Here is a 22,181-nt window from a genome sequence, read left to right on the forward strand (position 1 = left end):
ACTCGCCGTTGATAGAAACCGGACGGATCCGCGCGATCAGGCTGCCTTCAATCCTGCGGCGATGGCTGCGTTGACCTCTTGCCTGACGACGAGGCGGAGATTGCGGCTGATCCGTGCCCCCATCTCTCCCTGCAGCTCCTGGCGGATCACATCGCGCACGAGATTCCGCAGCGCGTTTCCGCCTGAGAACTGATCGTGATCTTCCCTCAGATCGGTTGTGAAAAGGTCGAACGCATCCGCCTTTGGAACCGCCGCGTCAGCTTCCTTGCGTGTGATCGCGGCTACTTCGTTCAGGGTCATGTCCATGTCCTTCTGGATACTTTCCATTTGATCTTTGCAAGAGACGTGCGGGGGGATCGCCGCGATATGCCGCTGCTTGCTATCCCGCGCGACAGCCACTGCCGTGTCATTCGTCGAGGTTTCGACTGTCGGCGAAAACGGTGGTGAAGTCACTGCATCGACAGCCGTGCCCTGAGGCGCAGCATCGCCGGTTTGGCCTTCGCCAAGAACCAACCTTTTCCCTCCGTTATAGCGGTCAGCTGCGTCGCGACGCATCGGCATCCGCGGACACGAACGCCTGTCGGCAGGGTGCAGACCCAAGTCGCGATTTGGTTCACCTATGCGGGGTCTTGCAACGCCCGCCGGAGCCACCCCTTGGTCAGCGACCAGACGCCGGATGGAGCTGAGAAAGTCACCGATATCAGAACTTGGAAATTGGGCGGCATGCTGTTCTGTCATGACCGCCCCCTTAAATCGGGCGAGTGTCGCTTACCTGTTGAGCGCGCGCAGAACGCGGTCCAGGTTGTCGCCCTGTTTGCTGGTATAGGGCGCGTCGCGCACCGCATTGTAGTAGGCAGATGGGTCATAGGTGGGAATCCCCAGTTGCAGATCTTTCACTGTCAACAAACCCATAGAGGACAATAATTGATAATGTGCTAACTGCAGATTGGCCTCAGCAGTAATCTTGTCGGCCCGCGCCTCCAGCAAGGATTGCTCTGCGTCAAGCACATCCAGGGTAGTACGCGCACCCAGCGTCGCCTCTTCCCGCACGCCGTCATAGGCCTGCTGGGCCGCAGATATCTGCTCGTCAATTGCACGAATTTGCGCAGCGGCCACGTCAATATTCGCCCACGCGATACCGACTGCCTGATTCACCTGTCGAGAGGTGTTCAGCAATGTAGCGCGCGTTTCGTCGCGGTCAGCCATGGCGCCGCGGTGCGCGGCTGACAACCTCCCGCCCGAATATAGCGTTTGTGACATTTGCAGGCCAAGCTCCATTTGTGAGCCGCCATCCTTATTGGCCCGACCTGAAATGGAACCCGAGATTGACGGTTTCCGATCTGCTGCAGCAGCGGCAATTCCCAGCTCGGCAGACGCAACCATACGGCTTGCCTGCAAGATGGCCGGATGGTTCTTCTGTGCGATAGCCTGCGCCGCCTCAAGCGAAGCGGGTCGTGTCGGCAAAGGGGGTGGCGCACTCAGCCCTTGAGGCTTCGCACCTGTAGCTGCCGCGTAATCTTCAAGTGCGACACGCAGATCGCCCTCAGCCGACGACAGGGAAGCACGCGATGCTGCAAGCTGGGCATTGGCCTGAGCCACGTCGGTCACCGTAATCTCACCGACATCAAACCGATCTTGGGCGGCCTGCAATTCCTGCCCCAGAACGCGCACCGAGTTCTGCTGAAGTTCAACCTGCTCGGTCGCTGCCCGGACCGCCATAAAGGCCTGCACGGCTGTCAGCAGGATGTCCTGTTCGACGCCCATCAACGCGTATCGCGTCGCAAGAACCACCTCTTTCGTGCCATCAATCGTCACCTGCGAACGGCCGAAATCGAATAGTGTCATGGAGGCTGTCAGCGATGCCGTCGTCGAAGTCGATTCGAAACCTTCGCTTTCAATGAACTGATGCTCCAACGTCCATTCCAGAACCGGACGCAGCGACGCCATTGCAGTCGCCACATCCTCGTCAGCCGCGCGCAGCACTGCGCGTTGCTGATCGAGCAAAGCAGAATGGCGGTAAGCTGCCACCAAGGTGTCGCCAAGGGTCTCGGCCATTGCGGGAAGCGCCGCGCCAACGAGAAGCGCCGCAAGCACAGAGCGTCGCAAAACGGGCCTAATCAGCCCTACGAGGTCGATCACCATCGTTCTTCTACCTCTCAAAAATGAAATGCTTCGGACTTGCGAAATGCCGGTAATACCGGAACCGAGCCATTGAACGCATAGCGCCAATTAACAGTGCCATCAATCTTATGTCCGATCCGGGCCACGCCAAGGCGCCCCTCATCGAAGATCGCACCGACACGACCGCCATCCTTCAGCTGATCGGCAATGCCGTCCGGCAAGGTTTCAATCGCGCCAGAGATCAGGATCACGTCATATGGTGCCTGCTTGGCAAACCCTTCTGAAAGATCACCCGTTACAACCACAACGTTGTCCACGCCCTGTTCGGCCAAAGCAGCCTCGGCACGGGAAGCCAGTGCCTCATCGGATTCGAGTGCAACGACCGCCTGAGCCAGGTGGGCCATCACAGCGGCGTCATAACCAAGACCGGCACCGATATTCAGGACCAGCTCATTCGGCTGGATATTCAACTCCTCCAACAGCTTGGCGAAGCTGCGGGGTTCCAGCATCCAACGCTCTTCCGAAAGCTGCACATTTTCGCCCATATAGGCGACTGATTTTCGCGTTTCCGGCACGAAAGCCTCGCGCGGCACGTCAAGCATCGCTGCAATAATCGGATATTTCGTAACGTCGTTGGGCCGAACCTGCGTATCCACCATCATGGTGCGGGCGTGCGTAAAATCGACCATCGGTAGTGCCTTTGAATTGTGTCGCCCCTGTTTGCCACGAAAGGCCGGGGGGAGCAACGCACGGATTTCGCTGTTCCGGCTTGCAAGCTTGCGCGGCTTCGATTATCTCAACCGGACCTCGCACCGGCGGTGGGTTGGCGGAGAGGTTACGCACCGGATTGCAAATCCGTGTAGACCGGTTCGATTCCGGTACCCACCTCCAATGCCGGCCCCTGCCCTGATGATGAAAGGACGACGTTGCTGTATCGCGGCGCATCCTGGTTGGCTGGCGCAATGCTCGGGCCGATTGCCTCGGGCGATCTGGCCCAGCGGATGATGCGTGACGAAGATCAGCACGGCGATGTCTGCGACATCTGGATTCATGGGGCCAGCGTGGGCGAAGTTGTGTCTGCGCAGCCAGTCATCGAAAAAATCGCACGGCACGCGAGCGTGATCGTCACCACGAACACGACAACCGGGCGCGGCGTTGTCCGGGAATGGGGCCTGCCGGCACGGCTCGCGCCGCTGGATACGCCGCAATCGCTTGGCCGTTTCCTGCACAGATACCAGCCGCGCGTCGCGGTCACACTGGAAAATGAACTGTGGCCGAACCGCTCGAAGATGCTTGCCCGTGCCGGCGTTCAGCAATTCGTGATCGGCGCGCGAATGTCGGAACGCTCTGCGCGCAGATGGGCAAAGCTGCCTTGGCTGATCGGCCCGATCCTCGACCGGATCAGCGGACTGTCTGCGCAGAATCAAGGTAGCGAAGAGCGGCTGACAGAGCTTGGCCTGCCTTCCGCTGCAGTGCTTCCACGGATGCAGCTCAAGCTGCTTGGCCCCGCACGGACGCGCCCCGGCATCCCGCCGGAAACGCGATCACGCACAATCCTTGCTGCCTCTACGCATGAGGGAGAGGACGAACTGATCCTTGACGCCTTCATGAGCGCGCGCCGCTTGGTGCCCGGCCTTCGTCTGATCATCGCGCCCCGCCATCCGCAGCGTGGCGACGATATTGCGGAAATGTTTGCCGCGCGCGGGTTATTCGTCGCCCGTCGCTCTGAAGGCGCGGATGAGCAGGCGCCGCTTTTGCTTGCCGACACATTGGGAGAGATGGGCCGCTGGTACGATGCCGCCGCCATCTGCATTACCGGCGGCTCACTGGTGCCAAAGGGCGGCCATACGCCCTGGGAACCGGCTGCTCATGAATGCGCGATCCTGCACGGGCCGCATGTGTCAAATTTTGCCGAGGATTATGCGCTTCTGCACGCCGCGCAAGGTGCCGAAACGCTGTCCACCGATGCCGGTGCGACGCTTGCCGGGCTGGCCGGAACAGCGGGCGATGCGGCCCGGATGGGCATCCGCGCCCGCGCATTGCTGCTGAAACGTGCAGGTGATGCCGCGCCGCTGGTTCGGATTATCCTGCGGGCAGCAGGGATTGCGCCAGGCAGCGGCAATACCGATATATAAGATGACCTGGAACACGACGGAAGGCGCGCAAATTGATACGCTATGATCTCAACTGCAAGGACGGACACCGTTTCGACGGCTGGTTTGCGTCGTCCGATGCGTTCGAGGCGCAACGCGATGCCGGTCAGGTGCAATGTGCGATCTGCGGCAAATCCGATGTTGATCGTGCCGTGATGAGTCCGCGTGTTCCCGCAAAGACCAACAGCCTGAAAGAAAAAGATAAAACGCCACTGGAACAGTTGCGCGACCATGTGGAGTCGAATTCGGATTATGTCGGACTTCGCTTCGCGGATGAGGCACGCGCCATGCATGAGGGCCGCAGCGACCATCGCGCCATCCACGGCGAGGCGAAAGCCGAGGAAGCCAAAGCCTTGATTGAGGAGGGCGTGCCCATTGCACCGCTGCCCTTCATACCAAGGCGAAAGACGAATTAAGAAAGGCCGCACCGAAGTGCGGCCTTTTCGGTTTGGATGTGGTTCTGTCAGTCCGGGTCAGTAAATGTCACCGAAACCGGCGCCAGCCCTTCCACATCGCCGACAAGATGATCACCCGGCTTGACGGGACCAACGCCCGACGGCGTACCCGTCATCAGGATATCACCCGGCGCAAGGTGATAAAGATGCGAAAGCCGTGATAGCAATTCCGGCACTGTCCAGACCATATCGGAAAGCGGTCCGTCCTGCCGCAAGTCACCGCCCAGACGCAGGCGAATACGCTGATCTGCGACTGGCCCGAATTCCGCGACCGTAGTGATCGGCCCGATGATCGCCGATTCCTCGACATCCTTGGCCATATCCCACGGCTGACGCTTGTCTTTAGCGCGGTTCTGAATATCGCGACGGGTCATGTCCAGCCCGACCGCATAGCCAAAGACCGCATCCGCCGCCTCTTCAGGGCTGGCCTTGAACAGCGGCTTGCCCACGGCCACACAGAATTCCACCTCGTAATGGTAATCTTCGGTTCCGGGCGGATAGTTGCTTTCCATCCCGGTGGGCAGGAAAGCCAGAGCCGATTTCGTAAAGAACATCGGCTGTTCGCGATCGACCTCTCCGCCCATTTCGGCAGCATGGGCGGCATAGTTCTTGCCCACGCAGAAAATGCGGTGGACGGGATAAAGGCCCTGCTCGCCCTGTACGGGCAAACTTGGCCAGGGCGGGGAAGGAAAAAGATTTTGTGTCATATCATCTGCTCCTTTTTCGTTGGGCAGAGGCTAGCGCGTTGTTCAGCTGCGCGCCAGAAATTCAGTGACGACGCGCCGCACCGGTTCTCCGGCCAGACGCGCCTCTGCAATCGCGGCGCGCAAATCCTGAAGACTGATCTTGCGGATCAGATGCTTTACCGGCCCGATAGAGGCAGGGCGCATCGAAAGGCGCCTGATACCCAGTGCGGCGAAAGTCACGGCCTCTACCGGCCTGCCCGCATCCTCACCGCAGAAGGACAGCGTCACGCCTGCCTCCTCACAGCGCGCGATCACCTGATCCAGCAGCGCAAGGAAAGGCTCGCTCAGCGTGTCATAGCGGCGGCGGACACGCTCATTCTCACGGTCAGCGGCAAAGAAGAACTGCTTCAGATCATTCCCGCCGATAGACACGAAATCGCATGAGCGGAAAAAGCTGACCGGCGCAAAAGCCAGAGAGGGCGTTTCCAGCATGGTGCCGACACGGATATCAAGCGGCATCGCGTGACCAAGCCGCTGTTCGCGTGCGATTTCCTCCATCAGCATCTTATGGGCCATGTCGAATTCCGACGGCTCCGAGACAAAGGGGAACATCACATGCAGCGGACGACCGGCCGCACCCCGGATCAGCGCCTGCAACTGCATCCGCAACACGCCGCGCTTTTCCAGCCCCACGCGAATCGCCCGCCAGCCCATGGCCGGGTTCGGCTCGTCCTGCGGCTTCATATAGGGCAGCACCTTGTCCGAACCGATATCCAGCGTCCGGAATACGACATGGCGGCCCTTCGCGGCCTCCATCACGCGCGTATAAAGCGCCGCAAGTTCCGAGCGCCGGGGAACGCGCGTCCGGGTCAGGAACTGCAATTCCGTCCGGAACAGCCCAACACCTTCGGCACCCGAATGTTCGAGGCTGGGCAGATCGGCCATCAGACCGGCATTCATGAACAGTTCCACCCGCGTGCCGCAGGTCGACATCGCAGGCAAGTCCCGCAGCCCGGAATAGCGCTTCTGCGCCTCTGCCTGCATGGCAATCTTGTCGCGGAACGCCTTGGCGACGCTTTCCTCGGGTCGCAAGTGAACCACGCCGACATCGCCATCGACCATTATGCCATCGCCGTTCAGCGCCTCGGACGTGATCCGTGCGGCGTGAATGACCAGCGGGATTGCCAAAGCACGGGCAACGATTGCAGCATGGCTGCCAACGCTGCCTTCTTCCAGAACCACACCCTTCAGCTTGCGACCGTAATCCAGAAGTTCCGCCGGCCCGATATTACGCGCAACAAGGATCGGGTCATCCGGCATCTCTGCCCCGGTATCACTGCCCTGCCCAGTCAGGATACGCAACAGCCGGTTGGACAGGTCGTCCAGATCATGCAGCCGGTCGCGCAGATAGGGATCGGCGGCCATCTCCAGCCGCGCACGTGCCTGCGACTGTTCCTTTTCCACCGCAGCTTCGGCGGACAGGCCGAGCTCGATATCCTCTTCCATGCGCCGCAGCCACGACCGTGAATGCGCAAACATGCGATAGGCTTCCAGAACCTGTGCATGATCGCCATCAGCGCCCATATCTGCATTCGCCAGCATGGAATCGACACGCTGGCGAAGGGTCTCGACCCCTTCCAGAAGCCGCGCCTTTTCCTTGACCGGATCGTCGCCCACCGGGTTGGCGACGACGACGCGCGGCTCATGCAGCCAGACGCGCCCCTCTGCCGCACCTTCCTGACCGCTGGTGCCACGAAAGAAGCTGGGGAAGCGATGGATCAGCGGCAGGCTGTCCTCGGCAGTGCCCTGAAAGGCGCCAAGCTCCGCCATCTCGGCCAGAACCATCGCCACAACCTCAAGGCCGTAGACGTCATCTTCTGTAAACTGGCGGGCTTCGCGGGACTGGACGACCAGAACGCCCAGCTTCTCTCCGACTCGCTGGATGGGCACACCAAGGAAGGACGGATAAACCTCTTCGCCCGTTTCAGGCATAAAGCGAAAGCCCGGCTCGGCCGGCGCATTGGCTGTATTCACGTGGCGGCCCGTGCGTGCAACGCGCCCCACAAGCCCCTCGCCCAGCTTCAGGCGGGTCATGTGCACCGATTCCGCCTTCAGACCTTCGGTCGCACACAGCTCCAGCGTATCCGCGTCGCGGAACAGATAGACCGAACAGACCTCCGTTCCCATGGAATCGGCGATATGATGGGTGATCTCGTCCAAGCGGTCCTGGCTTGCACCAGCCGCCGCAAGCGTGTCACGCAGCCGCCTGAGCAACTGCCGGGAGTCTCTGTCGTCGCGATTCGGCATCTTCTCCTGCCATTCTCGCGTAACGTGCTGCCGAGTTACGCAGTTTTTTCCAGTTCGAACGCATCATGCAGGGCCTGCACGGCCAGTTCCATGTATTTGCGGTCGATCAGCACGGAAATCTTGATCTCGGAAGTGGAGATCACCTTGATATTGATGTTTTCATCGGCAAGTGCCCGGAACATACGCGCCGCCACGCCCGCATGGGAACGCATCCCGATGCCGACAACGCTGACCTTGGCCACATCGGTGTCGACGATCAATTCATCATACTGGATGGTGCCGGATGTCCGCGCATCCTCCATCGCCTTCTTGGCACGCTCGACCTGATTGATCGGGCAAGAGAAGGTCATATCGGTCACCGAACCCTTATGATCCTCGTAATTCTTTTCAGAAATATTCTGAACAATCATGTCGACATTGACCCCGGCCTCGGCCAAGGGCGCAAAGATCGCGGCTGAAATACCGGGCCGGTCCTCGACCGTGACCAGGGTGACCTTGGCCTCATCGCGCGAAAAGGCTACGCCAGAGACGACTTTCGATTCCATGATATCATCCTCATCGCAGACCAGGGTGCCGGAATTTTCATCTGTATCCTCGAAAGAGGACAGCACCCGCAAGCGGACATTATAGCGCATCGCCAGTTCGACAGAGCGGGTCTGCAGAACCTTCGCCCCCAGGCTGGCAAGTTCAAGCATCTCTTCGAAAGCGATGCGGTCAAGCTTCCGCGCCTTCGAGGTGATGCGCGGATCGGTCGTATAAACGCCATCGACATCGGTATAGATATCGCAGCGCTCGGCCTCGAAGGCGGCGGCAAAGGCAACGGCAGTCGTATCGGAGCCGCCCCGGCCAAGTGTCGTGATCCGTCCATCGGGTGCAATGCCCTGAAAACCGGCAACTACGGCGACCTTGAACCCTTCGGCGAATTTCTGGTCGAGATTCGCGCGCGGAATGCTTTCGAACCGGGCTGCGGAATGCTGCGCGGTCGTGTTGATGGGCACCTGCCAGCCCTGCCAGGAACGGGCCGGAACCTCCATCTCCTGCAGGGTCAGCGCCATCAGACCAGCGGTGATGTTTTCGCCCGAACTGACAACAGCGTCGTATTCACGCGCATCGAACAAGGGGGACGTCTGCTCGACCCAGCCGACCAGCTCATTGGTTTTGCCCGACATCGCACTGACGATTACAATGACGTCATAGCCGCGATCAACCTCACGCTTGACCTTCTGGGCCGCGTTCCTGATCCGGTCGAGATCGGCGACGGATGTGCCGCCGAATTTCATCACCAACAAGGGCATGCCGTCCCTCCATTCCCCTGAATTGGGGCGCCTTTAAATCGGGCACCTTCTAGGACCGCACCGGATGACGCGCAAGGCCGTCCGCAGCCCGAAGCCCGAAAAACGCCCCGTTTGCGATATGAAACTGTCGAAACAAAACAGGCCCGCCTCGCGGCGGACCCGTCTTTGGTGTCAAAATACCTCGGGGTCCGCGGCAGAGCCCCGGTCCGGCGGCGACGTTTATTCGCGGTCTTTATAGATATCGATCAGCTTGCCCAGCATTTCCAACGCATCTTCGCGCGAACGCTGGAAACTGTTGCGCCCGATGATCGAACCGTTGCCACCGCCATCGCGGATGGCACGCGCATCGTCATAGACCGCATCGGCCCCTTTTGCCGCACCGCCGGAGAACACGACGATCCTGCGCCCGCCAAATGCCGCCTCCATACAATGCTGTACCCGCTTTGCCTGGGTCGACACGTCGATCCCCTGCCCCTCATAGACCTTCTTGGCATCCTTGTTTTCAAGGTGGTCGGTGGACAGCTTGATCTTGATGATATGCGCGCCCAGCAGCGCCGCGATCTGCGCCGCGTAGGCGGCGATATCAATGGCGGTTTCGCCGTCCTTGCTGATCGCCTCGCCTCGCGGATAGGACCAGATGACGGTCGGGATACCGACCGCAGCGGCCTCGGCGCGCAGCTCGGATATCTCCTCGAACATATCAAGGGCCATGTCAGAGCCCGGATAGATCGTGAACCCGATTGCTGCGCAGCCCAGGCGAAGCGCGTCGTTCACCGATGCCGTCACCGCCTGGTTTTTGCCGGCGGTATCAGACATCAGGCTGTTGGCAGAGTTCATTTTCAGAATCGTGGGAATTTGCCCCGCGAAGGTGTCGGCGCCCGCTTCCAGCATTCCCAGCGGAGCTGCATAGGCGTTCAGGCCGGCATCAATCGCCAGCTTATAATGGTAGTGCGGGTCGTAACCGGCGGCGTTCGGCGCAAAGCTGCGGGCCGGCCCATGTTCGAAGCCCTGATCGACCGGCAGGATGATCATCTTGCCCGTGCCGCCAAGCTTACCCTCCATCAGCATCCGGCAAAGATTGCCCTTAACGCCCGGATTCTCACCTTCGTAATTGGCGAGAATTTTCTTGACTGTGTTCGTGACCCTCATGGCTTCCCCCGAAAAACTAAATTCCACGCGTCTTAGCAGACCGAAGCCCATCGGCAACGAGAGGTTGCGCTAACGGCGCGATGTTAGCGACGACGATAGGATAAAACGCCCGATTTGGCTGCATATTGACACCAAATCCAGTGCATGCTGCCGCAAGTGCCATTGACTGGAATGGCCCATGATCGTCTCGTTGCTTGCTCTTCTTCTCTCTCTTGCCTACAGCCCCGGCCCCGCAAATATGCTGTTCCCCGCAAACGCCGCCCGCTATGGTATCAAAGCCTGCCTGCCGGCCCTGAGCGGATACCACATTGCATCCTAACAGGCCGCCGGGTCCGGAACGCTGTCCCTGCATTACGGCTGCGTCACGCGAACGCGTCTCGCCCCGGAGTGAGGGCAGGAATGCCATCGGTTTGAATGACTGGCCGAGCGGACTCGGCATTCCGGTGGTGTGCCGTTCCGGCGCAATCGAGGGGCGGCCGAAATCGATGTAAAGCGACCCTAACGCCGCATCGAGGCCGGCCATCGCATCATTGACCACCTGTCTGATCTTGCGCAGCCGGTGGCGCGGCGCGATGCGCTCTTCCAAATCGACATCGCCAAACAACGACCAGATCACGTCCGCCGTTAACGTGCCAAGCGTGAATCATCTTCTCACATCGCCGTCGAGGGCCGATTATGTCAGCGGCCTGTTGTTAAATCGTGACAGAATGCTAGCAGCAGAAAGGACATTCTGAACGAAGCGCAGATTTAGCCACCTTACGCTGTTCGGAAAGACTCCAGATCGAACGATGGCGGCTGATGAAGATGGGTGCCACGGACATCGCCCGAAGACTTGGTCGACATCGTTCGACCGTGCTCCGAGAATTACAGAGAAACCGGCATCACGACGCCGAAATTCCTCAACTGACAGGCAATTGGGGCGTCGTCGCGCAGAAACTGGCGCCACCTCGCCTCTGGTCGCCGCAAGCGTCGCGGGTATCTACGTAGAAAGTGGCCGCCGCCAAAATTTGCGCCGGGCTGAACGCGACGCCGCGGAAGTGCCTGGGTTACCGCACGCCCGCAGGGGTGTTCCGGTCCAATGTCATCGGCCACGGCTACAGAACAGAGAAGCTGTCAAGCCAACCGAAGTCGAACCGCTCTAGGTTCTGTGGGCTCTTGGGATTCCATTTGGCTTTGAAAGCTTATTCCATGCTCCGGCGGCAGGGAGATTTGCCATGGGAACGTTGGAACGTCTGGTCTCGTCCGATCTTCAGTGGGATCGAATCTCGGCTCACATCATCGGTGACAGCCGCACGCGCGGCAGCAGCGGTCGCAACAATCGGATGTTTGTCGATGCAGTGCTGTGGATCGTGCGCACCGGTGCGCCTTAAGCGGGCGTGCGGCGGCGTTTCGTCTGAAGGCGTCACCCGTCACGGGCGCGCATTGGGCACATCAGGTGCAAACAAAGGGGCATGCGGAACCGGCACCCCAAGGCGACGCCGCGCGGCAAGGGAAAGCTGGCACCGCATCGGGCGTTTCTGGAAGAGTTGATCGCACAAGACCCGGATATCACGCTTTTCGAGTTGCCCGATGCGTTGTCTGAGGCAGAGGGCGTGCAGGCCCACCACTCCTCGATTACCAACTTGCTGTCCCGGCTTGTTTTCACATACAAGAAAAGTCGCTGGTCGCCACCGAGCGCCGTCGCGCCAGGGTAACGCCGCAACGCGCTGATTGGCTCAGGCACCGCTTGCCCGCCATCGCATTCCTGCCGAAGAACCTGGCCTTCATTGACGGACCCGCCGTGAAGACGAACCTGACCCGACGGCTTGGCGTGGCAGGGCCAGGCGAGGTGAGCGGCTGACGATGGACGCGCCGTTTGGAAGCTGGGATAAGGGTTGCAGCGAGGACGATAAATGCTGTGAAGCTGTGGTCGGCTTTGCATGAGCGCATCGCGATCCAACTGTTTTCATTAAATTTTCCGAAGATATTATCGATCAGGCGCCGGCATTTGTAGGTTTCCCTGTCGAATTCTGCGGGGGAAACGCCGGTTCGATTTGGGAGGAACAACCGCGACGATATCGCGGTCCGCCAGATCGGACCTCAGCCAGTCGGCATCGAAAGCGCGGTCTGCCAGAAGATGGCCGATGGTCAGGTCTGGCACACCGCGCAAATCGTGCGCCTGTCCCGGCAGCAGCCGGATATCAACCGGATTTCCGAGTGCGTCGCTCAGCGGCAGGATCCTGGTTGTCACGCCGCCACGAGAACGCCAGATGGCCTGACCGTGAGTCCCCCTTTGCCGCCCTGACCCGAGCGGTGGCCGGTTGTGTCCAGATCAAGCTGGCCGCCGCAGAGACCTCGAACAAGCCCACCATCAAGAAATTCATCCACTTGAAGGTGATGAAAGGCTGCCAGCCAATTCTGGGTTGCACTTCGCTGGAGGTGGCTCTTTCTGGAACATGAGCCCCAGCCATATTGATGATCGCCGGATGGAAGGTTAACTCTGTTGTGGTATGGATAGGAAAGCTGTGTCATGCACCTGATGGGCCTACCGCAGGAACCGCGGCATCTGTTCGTCGCGAATGAAGAAGGCGTGATCTCTCCGCACTGGTCGATCCACGCCGGTGCGGGTACCGGGGAATATACTTTCATCTGTTCGGCGGCGGCTAGCAATGTCGACTATGCCGATACGGAGTTCAGGCAGCAGAAGGATATGTGCTGATGGCCGATCTGTTTTCACTGGCTGGTCAGCGTGCGCTCGTGACCGGCGCCAATACCGGAATCGGCCGCGCCATTGCAGAGGCCCTTGCTGCCCAGGGCGCACGAGTGAGCTGCGCCGGACGGCGGTCATCATCCGAAACCATCGCCGCTATCACCAATGCGGGAGGCACAGCGGAGGAGTTGCTTATCGACTTTGCCGACCCGCTGGCGGCAAAGGATGTCTTTGCGGGCGCGGGTTATACTCTGCTCATCAACAATGCCGGCATCATCCGGCGCGAAGATGCCGTCAGCCATTCCGAGGCCGACTGGGATGCGGTGATTGACACCAATCTGAAGGCGGTGTTCTTCACATGTCAGGCGTTCGGCAAGGAGTTGATCGAACGCGGACAGGAAGGGGCGATCGTCAACATCGCCTCGTTGCTGTCATTTCAGGGTGGCATCCGGGTTCCGGGATATACGGCCAGCAAGCATGGTGTCGCAGGGATTACCAAGCTGCTGGCAAACGAATGGGCGCCGCACGGCATCACCGTCAATGCCATCGCGCCGGGCTATATCGCAACCAACAATACCCAAGCTTTGCGCGAGGATCCCGACCGCTCGCGGCAGATTCTGGAACGGATCCCGGCGGGTAGGTGGGGCAAGCCCGAGGACGTCGGCGGCACCGCAGCATTCCTTTGCTCTTCCGCTGCGCGATACATCACCGGCGCCGTGCTGAACGTCGATGGCGGTTGGCTGGCAAGGTAACAGCCGGAGCGCTTAAAGGGGGCATTCTGGGCACTGCATCATGACCCGGCGCATTCGTGAGGCGGGAGGATTGGCGATAATGGGCCTGCGGCAGGAATCCCAGTCGGCGCTGTTTTATGAGTTTTCGCTGGAGGATCACGTCCAGCAGGATCATCTGCTGCGGTCGATTGACCGCTTTGCCGATCTAGGCGATATCCGCACCTATTTGGCGGATTTCCACAGCCACACAACTCGCCCGTCCATCGACCCGAAACTGCTGATCCGGATGCTTCTGATCGGCTATTGCTTTGGCATCCGGTCTGAATGACGGCTGGGGGAAGAGGTTGCACCTGAACCTGGCCTATCATTGCTTCTGCCGTCTGGATCTGGTGTATCGTGCGTGTCAATTGGTATCTGGTCGTGGCCCCTTGTCGGCGCCCATAATTGACCCCCTTGGATCAGAGCTGGCCCGTCGCCGCGTAGTCTAGTATAACGCAGTGCCTTAGGGCCAACGGGGTTCTGCTTGCCCTAAGCCTGGCTCTTGAAGCGCCAGCTTTCGTTCTCGTCCAGGTCGGACCGCCATGGATAGATCTCAGGACGCAGCTGCATTGTGCGGTCATACGTGAACTCGGTCGCGTCTGAGCGGATGACCTTGCGCACGGTGGTCCGGGACAGCCGCAACTCACGGCAGATATCCTGGCTTGCATTCATGAAGATCTTCAGTGGACGACCCTTGGCGTGGTTACGGTATGCGGCCCGGTGTTCAGCCCGCCTTCCGTGCGCCCTATCAGACGCCCACGCTCATCGTCGTCCCTCTTTTTCGCCTGCAGGCTCGAAGCGGTACGGTGCGCCTTCAGGTAAGTCGCGTCGATCATGATGACCTTCTGATCGGTACCTCCGTAGGCGGACCCCTTCATCATCTGGGCAAACCCTCGTGTCACGCCACCGCTTCAAACGGTTGGAAAGGTTTTCGGCGGGCCATACCAACGCGGCGCAGCGCCTAACCTAGACCGATTGCGACCGATGACGATTATACCACTTGGAACTCTCCGGTCATCGACCCGCGTCTTGCCATGGCTCTTCGGAAAGCACGGCTTCAACAGTTCCAATTGCTCGTCCGTAAGGGTGCTCGTCATCACCCCATCAGTCCGCGAGCTTGCATACGCTGGCAGAGCGGCCTCAAGTCGATTAACGGGTCCTGACACCAGCCAATGACCGGCCAAAGCCCAGCCGGGCCTTTGCCAGAGTGTAGCAGGGATCAGCCTGCGGCTTTAACCTTTGTCGCAAGATCCCGCGCAATGCCATAGGCGCCCTTGATCCGCTCTCCATCCGTCGTCCAATCCCGGCGGATAACGATCTTGTTGTCAGTGACCTTGGCCTGTCCGCGCTGATCGGTCAGGAACTCGACCAGACCGGCAGGGTTCGGGAACTTGTCGCCGTGGAACTGGACAGTTGCGCCTTTCGGACCGGCATCCAGCTTGGCGATATTGGCGCGTTTCGCCATCGCCTTGATGCGGATGACATTCATCAGCATGGTCACCTCCCGCGGGACGGGGCCGAAACGGTCGATCAATTCGGCGGCAAAGCCCTCCATCTCGACCTTAGACGATATATCCGCCAGCCGCCGGTAAAGCCCCAGCCGCACGTCGAGATCGGGGATATAGCTTTCCGGGATTGTCACCGGCACGCCAAGGTTCAGCTGCGGCGCCCATTCGTCTTCGGGTGTGCCCTCCAGCTCGCCGGATTTCAGCTTGGCAATCGTTTCCTCAAGCATCGCCTGATAAAGTTCGAAGCCGACTTCCTTGATATGGCCGGACTGTTCCTCGCCCAGCAGGTTGCCCGCGCCGCGCAGATCGAGATCCTGCGAGGCGAGGTTGAAGCCCGCCCCAAGCCCGTCGATATTGCCAAGAAATTTCAGCCGCCGTTCCGCCTGCGGCGTCAGGGGGCTGCGCGGTTTCGTGGTCAGATAACAATAGGCGCGAGTGCGCGACCGCCCGACCCGGCCCCGGATCTGATACAGTTGCGCAAGGCCGTAAATATCGGCACGCCAGACAACCATCGTATTCGCGGTGGGAATATCAAGGCCGCTTTCGACGATCGTTGTCGCCAGCAGCACATCGGCCTGCCCGTCATAGAAGGCGTTCATCCGCTGATCCAGATCGCCCGCCGCCATCTGCCCATGCGCCACGATAAAGCTGACCTCTGGCACGTTTTCGCGCAGCCAATCCTCGATCTCCGGCAGATCGGCGATGCGGGGGACGACGAAGAAGCTTTGGCCGCCACGATATTTCTCGCGCAGCAGGGCCTCGCGGATGGTGACGGTGTCGAATTCCGAAACATAGGTGCGGATCGCCAGCCGGTCCACTGGCGGGGTTCCGATGATCGACAGATCGCGCACACCAGACAGCGAAAGCTGCAGCGTACGCGGGATCGGCGTCGCGGTCATCGTCAGTACATGGATGTCGCTGCGCAATTCTTTCAGGCGTTCCTTGTGGCCGACGCCGAAATGCTGTTCCTCGTCGATGACCAGCAGGCCGAGATTCCTGAAACGCACCGCTTTGGCCAGCACGGCATGGGTGCCGACGACAATATCAACCGTGCCATCAGCCAGCCCGGTACGGGTCGCGGCCGCATCCTTGGCGCTGACGAAACGCGACAGGGCGCGGACATTCAGGGGCGTGCCGCGAAAACGCTCGGCAAAACTGCGGGCGTGCTGACGGGCCAGCAGGGTCGTCGGCGCGATCACTGCCACCTGCTTGCCCTGCGACGCAGCGATATAGGCGGCACGCATCGCCACCTCGGTCTTGCCGAAGCCGACATCGCCGACGATCAGCCGGTCCATCGGACGGCCCGCCGCAAGGTCGGCCATCACGTCGTCGATTGCGGCCATCTGGTCGTCCGTTTCCGTATAGGGAAAACGGGCCGAGAAGCTTTCCCATTCATGATGTTCAGGCTCCAGCACCGGGGCGGTGCGCAGCAAACGTTCGGCCGCAACCCGCATCAGCCGGTCGGCGATCAGGCGGATGCGTTCTTTCAGTCGCGCCTTCCGCGCCTGCCAGGCCCCGCCGCCAAGACGGTCCAGCAGCCCCTCTTCATGGCCATAGCGGGACAGGAGTTCGATATTCTCAACCGGCAGGAAAAGCCGGTCGCCGCCCGCATATTCCAAGGCCACGCAATCATGCGGGACGCCCGCGGCGCGGATCGTTTCCAGACCCGTATAGCGCCCGATCCCATGTTCGACATGAACGACCAGATCACCGGGTGACAGCGCGGTCGTGTCCTTCAGGAAATTCTCGGCCCGGCGGCGTTTGCGCGCCCCCCGGATCAGCCGGTCGCCCAGCACATCCTGTTCCGAGATCACCGCGATTTTGCCAAGCGCGGTTCCGTCAGCGACAAAGCCTTCCTCCAACGGCCATACGGCGAGACCAAGCGCGCCCGGCCGGTCTGCCAGTTCATTGTGGCGGGTGATGTCCGTCGCGCCCTCAATCCCCTCATCGGCGATCAACCCGCGCAGACGTTCACGCGCGCCATCGCTGAAAGAGGCGATCACGACACGATGCGTCTTGCGCAACTCGCGCAGATGGGCGGCGAGCGCGCCGAACAGATCAAGCTGTTCCGACTGGCGTTCGGGTGCGAAATTGCGCCCGATCCGGCCACCTGCATCCAGCACGCCCGGACCGGGCGGGGCCGCATTGACCGACAGGCGCAGCTGACGTCGCGTGGACAGCCATTTTTGCCATTCGACCTCAGGTGCAAACATCGCCTCGGGCGCCACGGGGCGATAGACGCTTTCCGCCCCGCGTTTCGTCGCAGCATCGCGCCGCGCGGCATATTGTTCGGCGATCATCTCCCACCGGGCATCCATCACCTGTTGGATACGATCGTCCAGCATGACAGAGGCAGCGGGCAGGTAGTCGAAGATACTGTCGAGGCTTTCGTAGAACCAGGGCAGCCAATGCTCGGTGCCGGCCAGCTTGCGCCCGGCGCTGACGGCCTCATACAGCGGATCGTTCGATCCACCGCCATATTCCGCGCGATAGGTGGTGCGGAAGCGGGTGATGGCGTCCTCATCAAGGATCACCTCGGACATCGGCACCAGTTCCAGCCGGTCCAGCTTGTCCTTGCTGCGCTGCGTTTCGGGGTCGAAACGGCGGGCGCTGTCCAGCACGTCTCCGAACAGATCCAGCCGGATCGGGCCGGACGGGCCCGGCGGCCAGATGTCGATGATGCCGCCCCTGATCGCATAATCGCCCGGCTCGGTCACGGTCGGGGCCTGAACGAAACCCATGCGAGCCAGCCACGCGCGCAGCCCCGCCTCATCCATGCGGCTGCCGACGCGTGCGGTGAAGCTGGCATCTGTCAGCGCGGAACAGGGCGGCACCCGCTGGATTGCCGCATTCAGCGTCGTCAGCAGCACGAAATTTCCCGGCACCGCGTCGTGAGCGAGCGCGGCCAGTGTCGCCATACGCGCGGCCATCACCTCGGATGCCGGAGACACGCGATCATAGGGCGTGGTGTCCCATGCAGGAAACTCCAGCACGGTCAGGCCGGGGGCGAAGAAGCGCAGCCCCTCGCGCATGGCATCGGCGCGGCGGTCGTCGCGGGCGATGTGGATGACCGGCCCACGCTCTGCCTCACGCGCAAGAAGCGCGGCGTCATAGCCCTCTGGGGCGCCGGAAAGGGTGATGATGTCAGACATGGGATCCAGATAAAGTCACAGCCGTCAGCGTCAAGTCACAGCCCGTTGGGATGAAGGACAAGCCACCTTGCGGCCCAGAATGCGGTGACGGTCACCGACAGTAGCGAAACCGCCGTATGCTGCAGGCGATAGCGGTTGATGCGCCGCATCGCCTCTATCGCGGCGGGCCGGACGGGCTGGCCGTATCGCGCAGCCTCCATCACCCATTCCAGTTGCCCGGCAAGGCGCAGACGCAGGATCAGCAGCAAGGCGACGGGAATGCCGATCAGCGCCAGTGCTTGCGCCATCTCTAACTGATAGCGGAAACCCAGAACTGCCAGCACGCTGAGACTGAACGCGACAATCGCGCTCATCGCCATGCCCATTGCCCGGCCCAGCTTCCAGCGTGGCAATTGCAACGACAGCCAGTCCAGCAGCAGTTGCGCCTCTGCCGGGTCGGGATCGTCGCTTTTGCGCAGCGCTTGGCTGGCACCAGCCAGAACGTCATTGGGCACACCCAGCACACCACGCCCGGCAAGCGTCCAGACCGATACCAGCACCAGCCAGAACCAGGGCGATGAAAAGGAACGTGCATCAAGGAGGGAGAGGATGTCGGATAGCATAATGCGGGAAAGGCCTGTCTCGGGTTTGCCCGCTTGCCGGGGCACCGCCGCGACCTTAGAACAGGGGCCGAACAAGGAAAAGGACGAATACCCATGTCCCCGCACCCCATCCTGGCCCCCTTCCCCATGTCCCGCCCGCGCCGTCTGCGCCGGACGCAGGGTCTGCGCGATATGGTGACCGAAACCGGGCTGAGCAGCAAAGACCTGATCTGGCCCGTGTTCGTGACCGAGGTTGAGGGCGCGGATATCGAAATCCCGTCCATGCCCGGCGTGTCGCGCTATACCGTCGACAGCGTCAAGGGGGCGGCAGAACAGGCGGCGAAGCTGGGTATTCCGGCGATCTGCATCTTCCCCCATTCCGACGAGGCGTTGCGGACCGAAACCTGCGAACGCGCCTGGGACCCGGACAATATCGGCAATCGCGCCATACGCGCGGTGAAAGAGGCGGTGCCGGAAATGCTGGTCATGACTGACATCGCGCTCGATCCCTATAACGCGAACGGACATGACGGAATCGTGCGCAACGGGATCATCCTGAATGACGAAACGGTCGAGTGTCTGGAGCGCATGGCTTTGGTTCAGGCGGAAGCCGGTGCCGACATACTTGGCCCCTCTGACATGATGGACGGCCGGATCGGGGCCTTGCGCCGCGCATTGGAAAAGCGCGGGCATAAGGATGTAGCAATCATGTCCTATGCAGCCAAATACGCCTCGGGCTTTTATGGGCCGTTCCGCGATGCGGTTGGTGCCGCGGGTCGGCTGGTGGGCGATAAGAAAACCTATCAGATCAACCCGGCCAACCGCGAAGAGGCCATGCGCTGCGTGGCACGCGACCTGTCAGAGGGTGCGGATATGGTCATGGTCAAGCCCGGAATGCCCTATCTGGATATCTGCCGAGAGGTGCGCGACCGCTTCGGCGCGCCGACTTTCGCCTATCAGGTCAGTGGTGAATACGCGATGATCGAAGGCGCGATCCGGCAGGGCTGGCTAAGCCGGGATGTCGTAACGGAAAGCCTGCTGGCTTTCCGCCGCGCCGGATGTGACGGAATCCTGACCTATTTCGCCCCGCAGGTCGCGGAAGCTCTGGCCTGAACAGCGCAAATTCGGTATCCTGCCCCAAAATGATGGGGCACACGCATGTATACACACAAGGTTTTGACACGTCGCGGATTCATTGCGGGCGCAGCAATGCTTGCCGTTGCGGCCTGCGATAATGGCACCGGCACCAATGCGACGCAGACGCTGGAAGGGCGCGTGAACGGCACCCTGAACGAGCTGATCAGCACCTATCCGAATGCGCGGCCGGTTTTGGAAAACGCGCATGGCGTGTTGGTCATTCCGGTGATGACGCAGGCCGGCCTTGGGATCAGCGGCTCTTACGGCGAAGGCGCGCTGCGCATCAACAATCAGACCGCTGATTATTATTCAGCGACGCAGGCTTCTGTCGGGTTTCAGGCGGGCGCGCGGCAATATGCGCAGGTTCTGGTGTTCCAAACAGAGCAGGCGCTTGCCAATTTCCGCGCCGCACCGGGTTGGGTCGCCGGTGCCGGTGCCTATTACGCCCTGCCCAAGGACGGGCTGAGCTATGGCACCGACACCATCACCCGCGATCATCCGGTCGTTGCGATGGTCTTTGGCGAGACCGGCATCATGGCCGGTGCTGCGATCGAAGGCACGAAATATACCCGCATCATCCCGTCTTCGATCAGCACGCTGTAAGCTGATTGAGGTTTGAAAACGACAAAAGGGGCCAAGCAGCCCCTTTTTCATTGGCATTTTACTGAAACCTCAACCGCCTGCGATAATCCGCACATAGTTGCGGGTTTCGCGATAGGGCGGGATGCCGCCATACTTTTTCACCGCGCCCGGACCGGCATTATAGGCCGCAAGCGCCAGACGCCAGTCACCGAACTGATTGTACATCATGCGCAGGTAACGCGCGCCGCCTTCCAGATTCTGAACCGGATCACGCGGGTTCACGCCCAGATTGGCCGCCGTTCCCGGCATCAGCTGCGCCAGCCCCATCGCGCCCTTGTGCGAACGTGCGTTCGGGTTCCAACGCGATTCCTGATTGACCAGGCGCAGGAACAGCGATTCGGGAATACCGTATTTCCGCGCCATCGCCTGAGCGTGCGGAATATAGGCAGAGCGTTTGCCGCTGTAAGCCTTGGTCGAGATCGTCGGTGACAGCTCCATCGTGGTGACATTCACGACCTGCCGGCCCGTCGGACGCAGGCGCTTGGATTGCTGATACTGGCTGGCCAGACGCGAATCCATCAGCTGCTTCTGGCGCGCGAACTGCGCCTGCCGGTTCCGTTCGCTGACAGCTTTAAGGTTAAGCCCGTCCGCGGCGGCAGGCATAGGCAGCGCGGTCGCGCTGACACAGGTTGCAATCACCCCGATCTTCACTGCGACGCCGAGGCGACTGAATGCTCTGCCGATCATGTCCCTACCCGTGACTTGTTATTTTTCACAGTGACTATACGCGAATTCGCCGATTCCGCCAGAAGCTTTGAAATCGGGTTCCCCACACCCGACAGATCGGCAGGTTTTCGCCGAGCCTAACGGTTCGATTCTAGCGCGAAACATTGGGGGCGCGCCAGTAATCATCTTGCCCGCAGGGTCATGCTCGCGTTAGACCTGCCGCACTATCAGCGGAAAGGTATGTTATGGCAGGCAGCGTCAACAAGGTGATCCTGATCGGCAATCTGGGCGCCGACCCCGAGGTTCGCACGTTCCAGAACGGCGGCAAGGTGGTGAACCTGCGCATTGCCACCTCGGAGCAGTGGAAGGACCGCAACACCGGCGAGCGGCAGGAGCGTACGCAGTGGCACTCGGTCGCGATCTTCGCCGAGCCTCTGGCCCGCGTCGCGGAACAATACCTGCGCAAGGGAAGCAAGGTCTATCTGGAAGGCCAGCTTGAAACCCGCAAATGGCAGGACCAGTCCGGCCAGGACCGCTATACGACAGAGGTCGTCTTGCGTCCCTATCGCAGCGAGTTGACCATGCTGGACGGTCGCGGCGAAGGTGGCGGCAACCGCAGTGGTTCCGGCGGCGGTTATGGCGGCGGCGGCGGATATGATGACGGCGGCTACGGTGGCGGCTCATCCGGCGGCGGCAGTCAGGGCGGCGGCGGTCGTGCGGATTTCGACGACGAAATCCCATTCTGATTCGCATCTCATTCCGACAAACAGGCCCCGCAATTCCGGGGCCTTTTTGATTTCAACTTTACCTCCTCGCGCCGCCCGCAAAGCTCTGATTGCGATACTGTCTTCGAAATCTTCCGCACTTCGT

At 60.8% G+C, this 22,181-nt stretch carries 22 protein-coding genes, 1 tRNA gene and 4 pseudogenes; 13 read left to right on the plus strand and 14 right to left on the minus strand.

Going from position 1 to position 22,181, the window contains the following annotated elements; all coding sequences use genetic code 11:
- Nucleotides 1-36: 36 nt before the first annotated feature.
- The 3 genes from PAF20_RS09660 to PAF20_RS09670 form a co-directional block, all read right to left on the minus strand.
- Entirely contained in the window at nt 37-300 is a 264-nt protein-coding gene (locus PAF20_RS09660) for a hypothetical protein (protein WP_271070460.1), read from the minus strand.
- Nucleotides 301-768: 468 nt separating this feature from the next.
- Complete coding sequence (locus PAF20_RS09665) at nt 769-2,142, minus strand: TolC family outer membrane protein (RefSeq protein WP_271070461.1); 1,374 nt, start codon at nt 2,140-2,142, stop codon at nt 769-771.
- A gap of 14 nt (nt 2,143-2,156) precedes the next feature.
- A complete protein-coding gene (locus tag PAF20_RS09670) occupies nt 2,157-2,810 on the minus strand; it encodes a protein-L-isoaspartate O-methyltransferase family protein (RefSeq protein ID WP_271070462.1) in 654 nt (217 codons plus the stop codon).
- Nucleotides 2,811-2,938: 128 nt separating this feature from the next.
- Here PAF20_RS09670 and PAF20_RS09675 point away from each other — a divergent pair.
- The 3 genes from PAF20_RS09675 to PAF20_RS09685 all read left to right on the plus strand — a co-directional run bounded on the left by PAF20_RS09675 (nt 2,939) and on the right by PAF20_RS09685 (nt 4,690).
- Nucleotides 2,939-3,012, plus strand: a tRNA-Cys gene (locus tag PAF20_RS09675).
- A 35-nt stretch (nt 3,013-3,047) separates the two neighbouring features.
- Nucleotides 3,048-4,256, plus strand: a complete 1,209-nt coding sequence (locus PAF20_RS09680) for a 3-deoxy-D-manno-octulosonic acid transferase (protein WP_271070463.1) — start codon at nt 3,048-3,050, stop codon at nt 4,254-4,256.
- A gap of 32 nt (nt 4,257-4,288) precedes the next feature.
- A complete protein-coding gene (locus PAF20_RS09685) occupies nt 4,289-4,690 on the plus strand; it encodes a DUF1178 family protein (protein ID WP_271070464.1) in 402 nt (133 codons plus the stop codon).
- A gap of 47 nt (nt 4,691-4,737) precedes the next feature.
- Here PAF20_RS09685 and PAF20_RS09690 read toward each other — a convergent pair whose 3' ends face one another.
- From PAF20_RS09690 to PAF20_RS09710, 5 genes and pseudogenes are all read right to left on the minus strand, one after another.
- Nucleotides 4,738-5,436: a fumarylacetoacetate hydrolase family protein gene (locus tag PAF20_RS09690; protein ID WP_271070465.1), complete on the minus strand. Its 699-nt coding sequence runs from the start codon at nt 5,434-5,436 to the stop codon at nt 4,738-4,740.
- A gap of 42 nt (nt 5,437-5,478) precedes the next feature.
- Nucleotides 5,479-7,722 (minus strand): phosphoenolpyruvate--protein phosphotransferase, encoded by a 2,244-nt coding sequence (gene ptsP, locus PAF20_RS09695; RefSeq protein WP_271070466.1) that lies wholly within the window; start codon nt 7,720-7,722, stop codon nt 5,479-5,481.
- Between the two features lie 35 nt (nt 7,723-7,757).
- On the minus strand, nt 7,758-9,017 hold the full coding sequence (locus tag PAF20_RS09700; RefSeq protein WP_271070467.1) for an aspartate kinase: 1,260 nt from the start codon (nt 9,015-9,017) through the stop codon (nt 7,758-7,760).
- A gap of 219 nt (nt 9,018-9,236) precedes the next feature.
- Nucleotides 9,237-10,166 (minus strand): class I fructose-bisphosphate aldolase, encoded by a 930-nt coding sequence (locus PAF20_RS09705; protein ID WP_271070468.1) that lies wholly within the window; start codon nt 10,164-10,166, stop codon nt 9,237-9,239.
- Nucleotides 10,167-10,617: 451 nt separating this feature from the next.
- Nucleotides 10,618-10,782 (minus strand): annotated as a pseudogene (locus PAF20_RS09710) (transposase); the annotation flags it as partial.
- 188 nt (nt 10,783-10,970) lie between these two features.
- Here PAF20_RS09710 and PAF20_RS18850 point away from each other — a divergent pair.
- The 3 genes and pseudogenes from PAF20_RS18850 to PAF20_RS09720 all read left to right on the plus strand — a co-directional run bounded on the left by PAF20_RS18850 (nt 10,971) and on the right by PAF20_RS09720 (nt 11,860).
- Nucleotides 10,971-11,153: a helix-turn-helix domain-containing protein gene (locus PAF20_RS18850; RefSeq protein ID WP_434802955.1), complete on the plus strand. Its 183-nt coding sequence runs from the start codon at nt 10,971-10,973 to the stop codon at nt 11,151-11,153.
- A 227-nt stretch (nt 11,154-11,380) separates the two neighbouring features.
- Nucleotides 11,381-11,533 (plus strand): annotated as a pseudogene (locus tag PAF20_RS09715) (IS5/IS1182 family transposase); the annotation flags it as partial.
- Between the two features lie 84 nt (nt 11,534-11,617).
- On the plus strand, nt 11,618-11,860 hold the full coding sequence (locus PAF20_RS09720) for a hypothetical protein (RefSeq protein ID WP_271070469.1): 243 nt from the start codon (nt 11,618-11,620) through the stop codon (nt 11,858-11,860).
- A 272-nt stretch (nt 11,861-12,132) separates the two neighbouring features.
- On the opposite strand, the gene PAF20_RS09725 is transcribed toward PAF20_RS09720, so the two are convergent.
- On the minus strand, nt 12,133-12,396 hold the full coding sequence (locus PAF20_RS09725; RefSeq protein WP_271070470.1) for a hypothetical protein: 264 nt from the start codon (nt 12,394-12,396) through the stop codon (nt 12,133-12,135).
- Between PAF20_RS09725 and PAF20_RS09730 the strand changes: the two genes are divergently transcribed.
- The 4 genes and pseudogenes from PAF20_RS09730 to PAF20_RS09745 all read left to right on the plus strand — a co-directional run.
- A complete protein-coding gene (locus PAF20_RS09730; RefSeq protein ID WP_271070471.1) occupies nt 12,390-12,605 on the plus strand; it encodes a hypothetical protein in 216 nt (71 codons plus the stop codon). The two genes, PAF20_RS09725 and PAF20_RS09730, sit on opposite strands and share 7 nt — an antisense overlap.
- A 70-nt stretch (nt 12,606-12,675) precedes the next feature.
- Entirely contained in the window at nt 12,676-12,864 is a 189-nt protein-coding gene (locus PAF20_RS09735; RefSeq protein ID WP_271070472.1) for a hypothetical protein, read from the plus strand.
- Nucleotides 12,864-13,607: a 2-dehydro-3-deoxy-D-gluconate 5-dehydrogenase KduD gene (gene kduD, locus PAF20_RS09740; RefSeq protein ID WP_271070473.1), complete on the plus strand. Its 744-nt coding sequence runs from the start codon at nt 12,864-12,866 to the stop codon at nt 13,605-13,607. The genes PAF20_RS09735 and kduD overlap by 1 nt, the downstream gene beginning before the upstream one ends.
- 76 nt (nt 13,608-13,683) lie before the next feature.
- Nucleotides 13,684-13,975 (plus strand): annotated as a pseudogene (locus tag PAF20_RS09745) (transposase); the annotation flags it as partial.
- A gap of 139 nt (nt 13,976-14,114) precedes the next feature.
- Here PAF20_RS09745 and PAF20_RS09750 read toward each other — a convergent pair.
- From PAF20_RS09750 to PAF20_RS09765, 4 genes and pseudogenes are all read right to left on the minus strand, one after another.
- Nucleotides 14,115-14,297, minus strand: a complete 183-nt coding sequence (locus tag PAF20_RS09750) for a hypothetical protein (RefSeq protein ID WP_271073356.1) — start codon at nt 14,295-14,297, stop codon at nt 14,115-14,117.
- Nucleotides 14,283-14,722 (minus strand): annotated as a pseudogene (locus PAF20_RS09755) (transposase); the annotation flags it as partial. The gene PAF20_RS09750 and the pseudogene PAF20_RS09755, both read right to left, overlap by 15 nt.
- Before the next feature lie 122 nt (nt 14,723-14,844).
- Nucleotides 14,845-18,285, minus strand: a complete 3,441-nt coding sequence (gene mfd, locus PAF20_RS09760; RefSeq protein ID WP_271070474.1) for a transcription-repair coupling factor — start codon at nt 18,283-18,285, stop codon at nt 14,845-14,847.
- 35 nt (nt 18,286-18,320) lie between these two features.
- Complete coding sequence (locus PAF20_RS09765; RefSeq protein ID WP_271070475.1) at nt 18,321-18,887, minus strand: hypothetical protein; 567 nt, start codon at nt 18,885-18,887, stop codon at nt 18,321-18,323.
- 93 nt (nt 18,888-18,980) lie between these two features.
- Between PAF20_RS09765 and hemB the strand changes: the two genes are divergently transcribed.
- Nucleotides 18,981-19,979 carry a porphobilinogen synthase gene (hemB, locus tag PAF20_RS09770; protein ID WP_271070476.1) on the plus strand — a complete coding sequence of 333 codons (999 nt, stop codon included), beginning with the start codon at nt 18,981-18,983 and terminating at the stop codon, nt 19,977-19,979.
- 45 nt (nt 19,980-20,024) lie between these two features.
- Complete coding sequence (locus tag PAF20_RS09775; protein ID WP_271070477.1) at nt 20,025-20,606, plus strand: lipid-binding SYLF domain-containing protein; 582 nt, start codon at nt 20,025-20,027, stop codon at nt 20,604-20,606.
- Nucleotides 20,607-20,675: 69 nt separating this feature from the next.
- On the opposite strand, the gene PAF20_RS09780 is transcribed toward PAF20_RS09775, so the two are convergent.
- The gene (locus tag PAF20_RS09780) at nt 20,676-21,332 is read right to left on the minus strand and encodes a lytic transglycosylase domain-containing protein (RefSeq protein WP_434802913.1); all 657 of its coding nucleotides are present in this window, start codon (nt 21,330-21,332) and stop codon (nt 20,676-20,678) included.
- Between the two features lie 224 nt (nt 21,333-21,556).
- Here PAF20_RS09780 and ssb point away from each other — a divergent pair, with 224 nt between their 5' ends.
- Nucleotides 21,557-22,057: a single-stranded DNA-binding protein gene (gene ssb, locus PAF20_RS09785; protein WP_271070478.1), complete on the plus strand. Its 501-nt coding sequence runs from the start codon at nt 21,557-21,559 to the stop codon at nt 22,055-22,057.
- Nucleotides 22,058-22,181 lie beyond the last annotated feature (124 nt).

Source organism: Paracoccus albus (assembly GCF_027913035.1).
In the GTDB taxonomy this organism is placed as follows: Bacteria; Pseudomonadota; Alphaproteobacteria; order Rhodobacterales; family Rhodobacteraceae; genus Paracoccus; species Paracoccus albus.

Coding starts and splice junctions, on each gene's coding strand:
- PAF20_RS09660 (WP_271070460.1), bottom strand. CDS start 300: ATGACCCTGAACGAAGTAGCCGCGATCACACGCAAGGAAGCTGACGCG.
- PAF20_RS09665 (WP_271070461.1), bottom strand. CDS start 2,142: ATGGTGATCGACCTCGTAGGGCTGATTAGGCCCGTTTTGCGACGCTCT.
- PAF20_RS09670 (WP_271070462.1), bottom strand. CDS start 2,810: ATGGTCGATTTTACGCACGCCCGCACCATGATGGTGGATACGCAGGTT.
- PAF20_RS09690 (WP_271070465.1), bottom strand. CDS start 5,436: ATGACACAAAATCTTTTTCCTTCCCCGCCCTGGCCAAGTTTGCCCGTA.
- ptsP (WP_271070466.1), bottom strand. CDS start 7,722: ATGCCGAATCGCGACGACAGAGACTCCCGGCAGTTGCTCAGGCGGCTG.
- PAF20_RS09700 (WP_271070467.1), bottom strand. CDS start 9,017: ATGCCCTTGTTGGTGATGAAATTCGGCGGCACATCCGTCGCCGATCTC.
- PAF20_RS09705 (WP_271070468.1), bottom strand. CDS start 10,166: ATGAGGGTCACGAACACAGTCAAGAAAATTCTCGCCAATTACGAAGGT.
- PAF20_RS18850 (WP_434802955.1), top strand. CDS start 10,971: ATGGGTGCCACGGACATCGCCCGAAGACTTGGTCGACATCGTTCGACC.
- PAF20_RS09720 (WP_271070469.1), top strand. CDS start 11,618: ATGCGGAACCGGCACCCCAAGGCGACGCCGCGCGGCAAGGGAAAGCTG.
- PAF20_RS09735 (WP_271070472.1), top strand. CDS start 12,676: ATGCACCTGATGGGCCTACCGCAGGAACCGCGGCATCTGTTCGTCGCG.
- kduD (WP_271070473.1), top strand. CDS start 12,864: ATGGCCGATCTGTTTTCACTGGCTGGTCAGCGTGCGCTCGTGACCGGC.
- PAF20_RS09750 (WP_271073356.1), bottom strand. CDS start 14,297: ATGAATGCAAGCCAGGATATCTGCCGTGAGTTGCGGCTGTCCCGGACC.
- mfd (WP_271070474.1), bottom strand. CDS start 18,285: ATGTCTGACATCATCACCCTTTCCGGCGCCCCAGAGGGCTATGACGCC.
- PAF20_RS09765 (WP_271070475.1), bottom strand. CDS start 18,887: ATGCTATCCGACATCCTCTCCCTCCTTGATGCACGTTCCTTTTCATCG.
- hemB (WP_271070476.1), top strand. CDS start 18,981: ATGTCCCCGCACCCCATCCTGGCCCCCTTCCCCATGTCCCGCCCGCGC.
- PAF20_RS09775 (WP_271070477.1), top strand. CDS start 20,025: ATGTATACACACAAGGTTTTGACACGTCGCGGATTCATTGCGGGCGCA.
- PAF20_RS09780 (WP_434802913.1), bottom strand. CDS start 21,332: ATGATCGGCAGAGCATTCAGTCGCCTCGGCGTCGCAGTGAAGATCGGG.
- ssb (WP_271070478.1), top strand. CDS start 21,557: ATGGCAGGCAGCGTCAACAAGGTGATCCTGATCGGCAATCTGGGCGCC.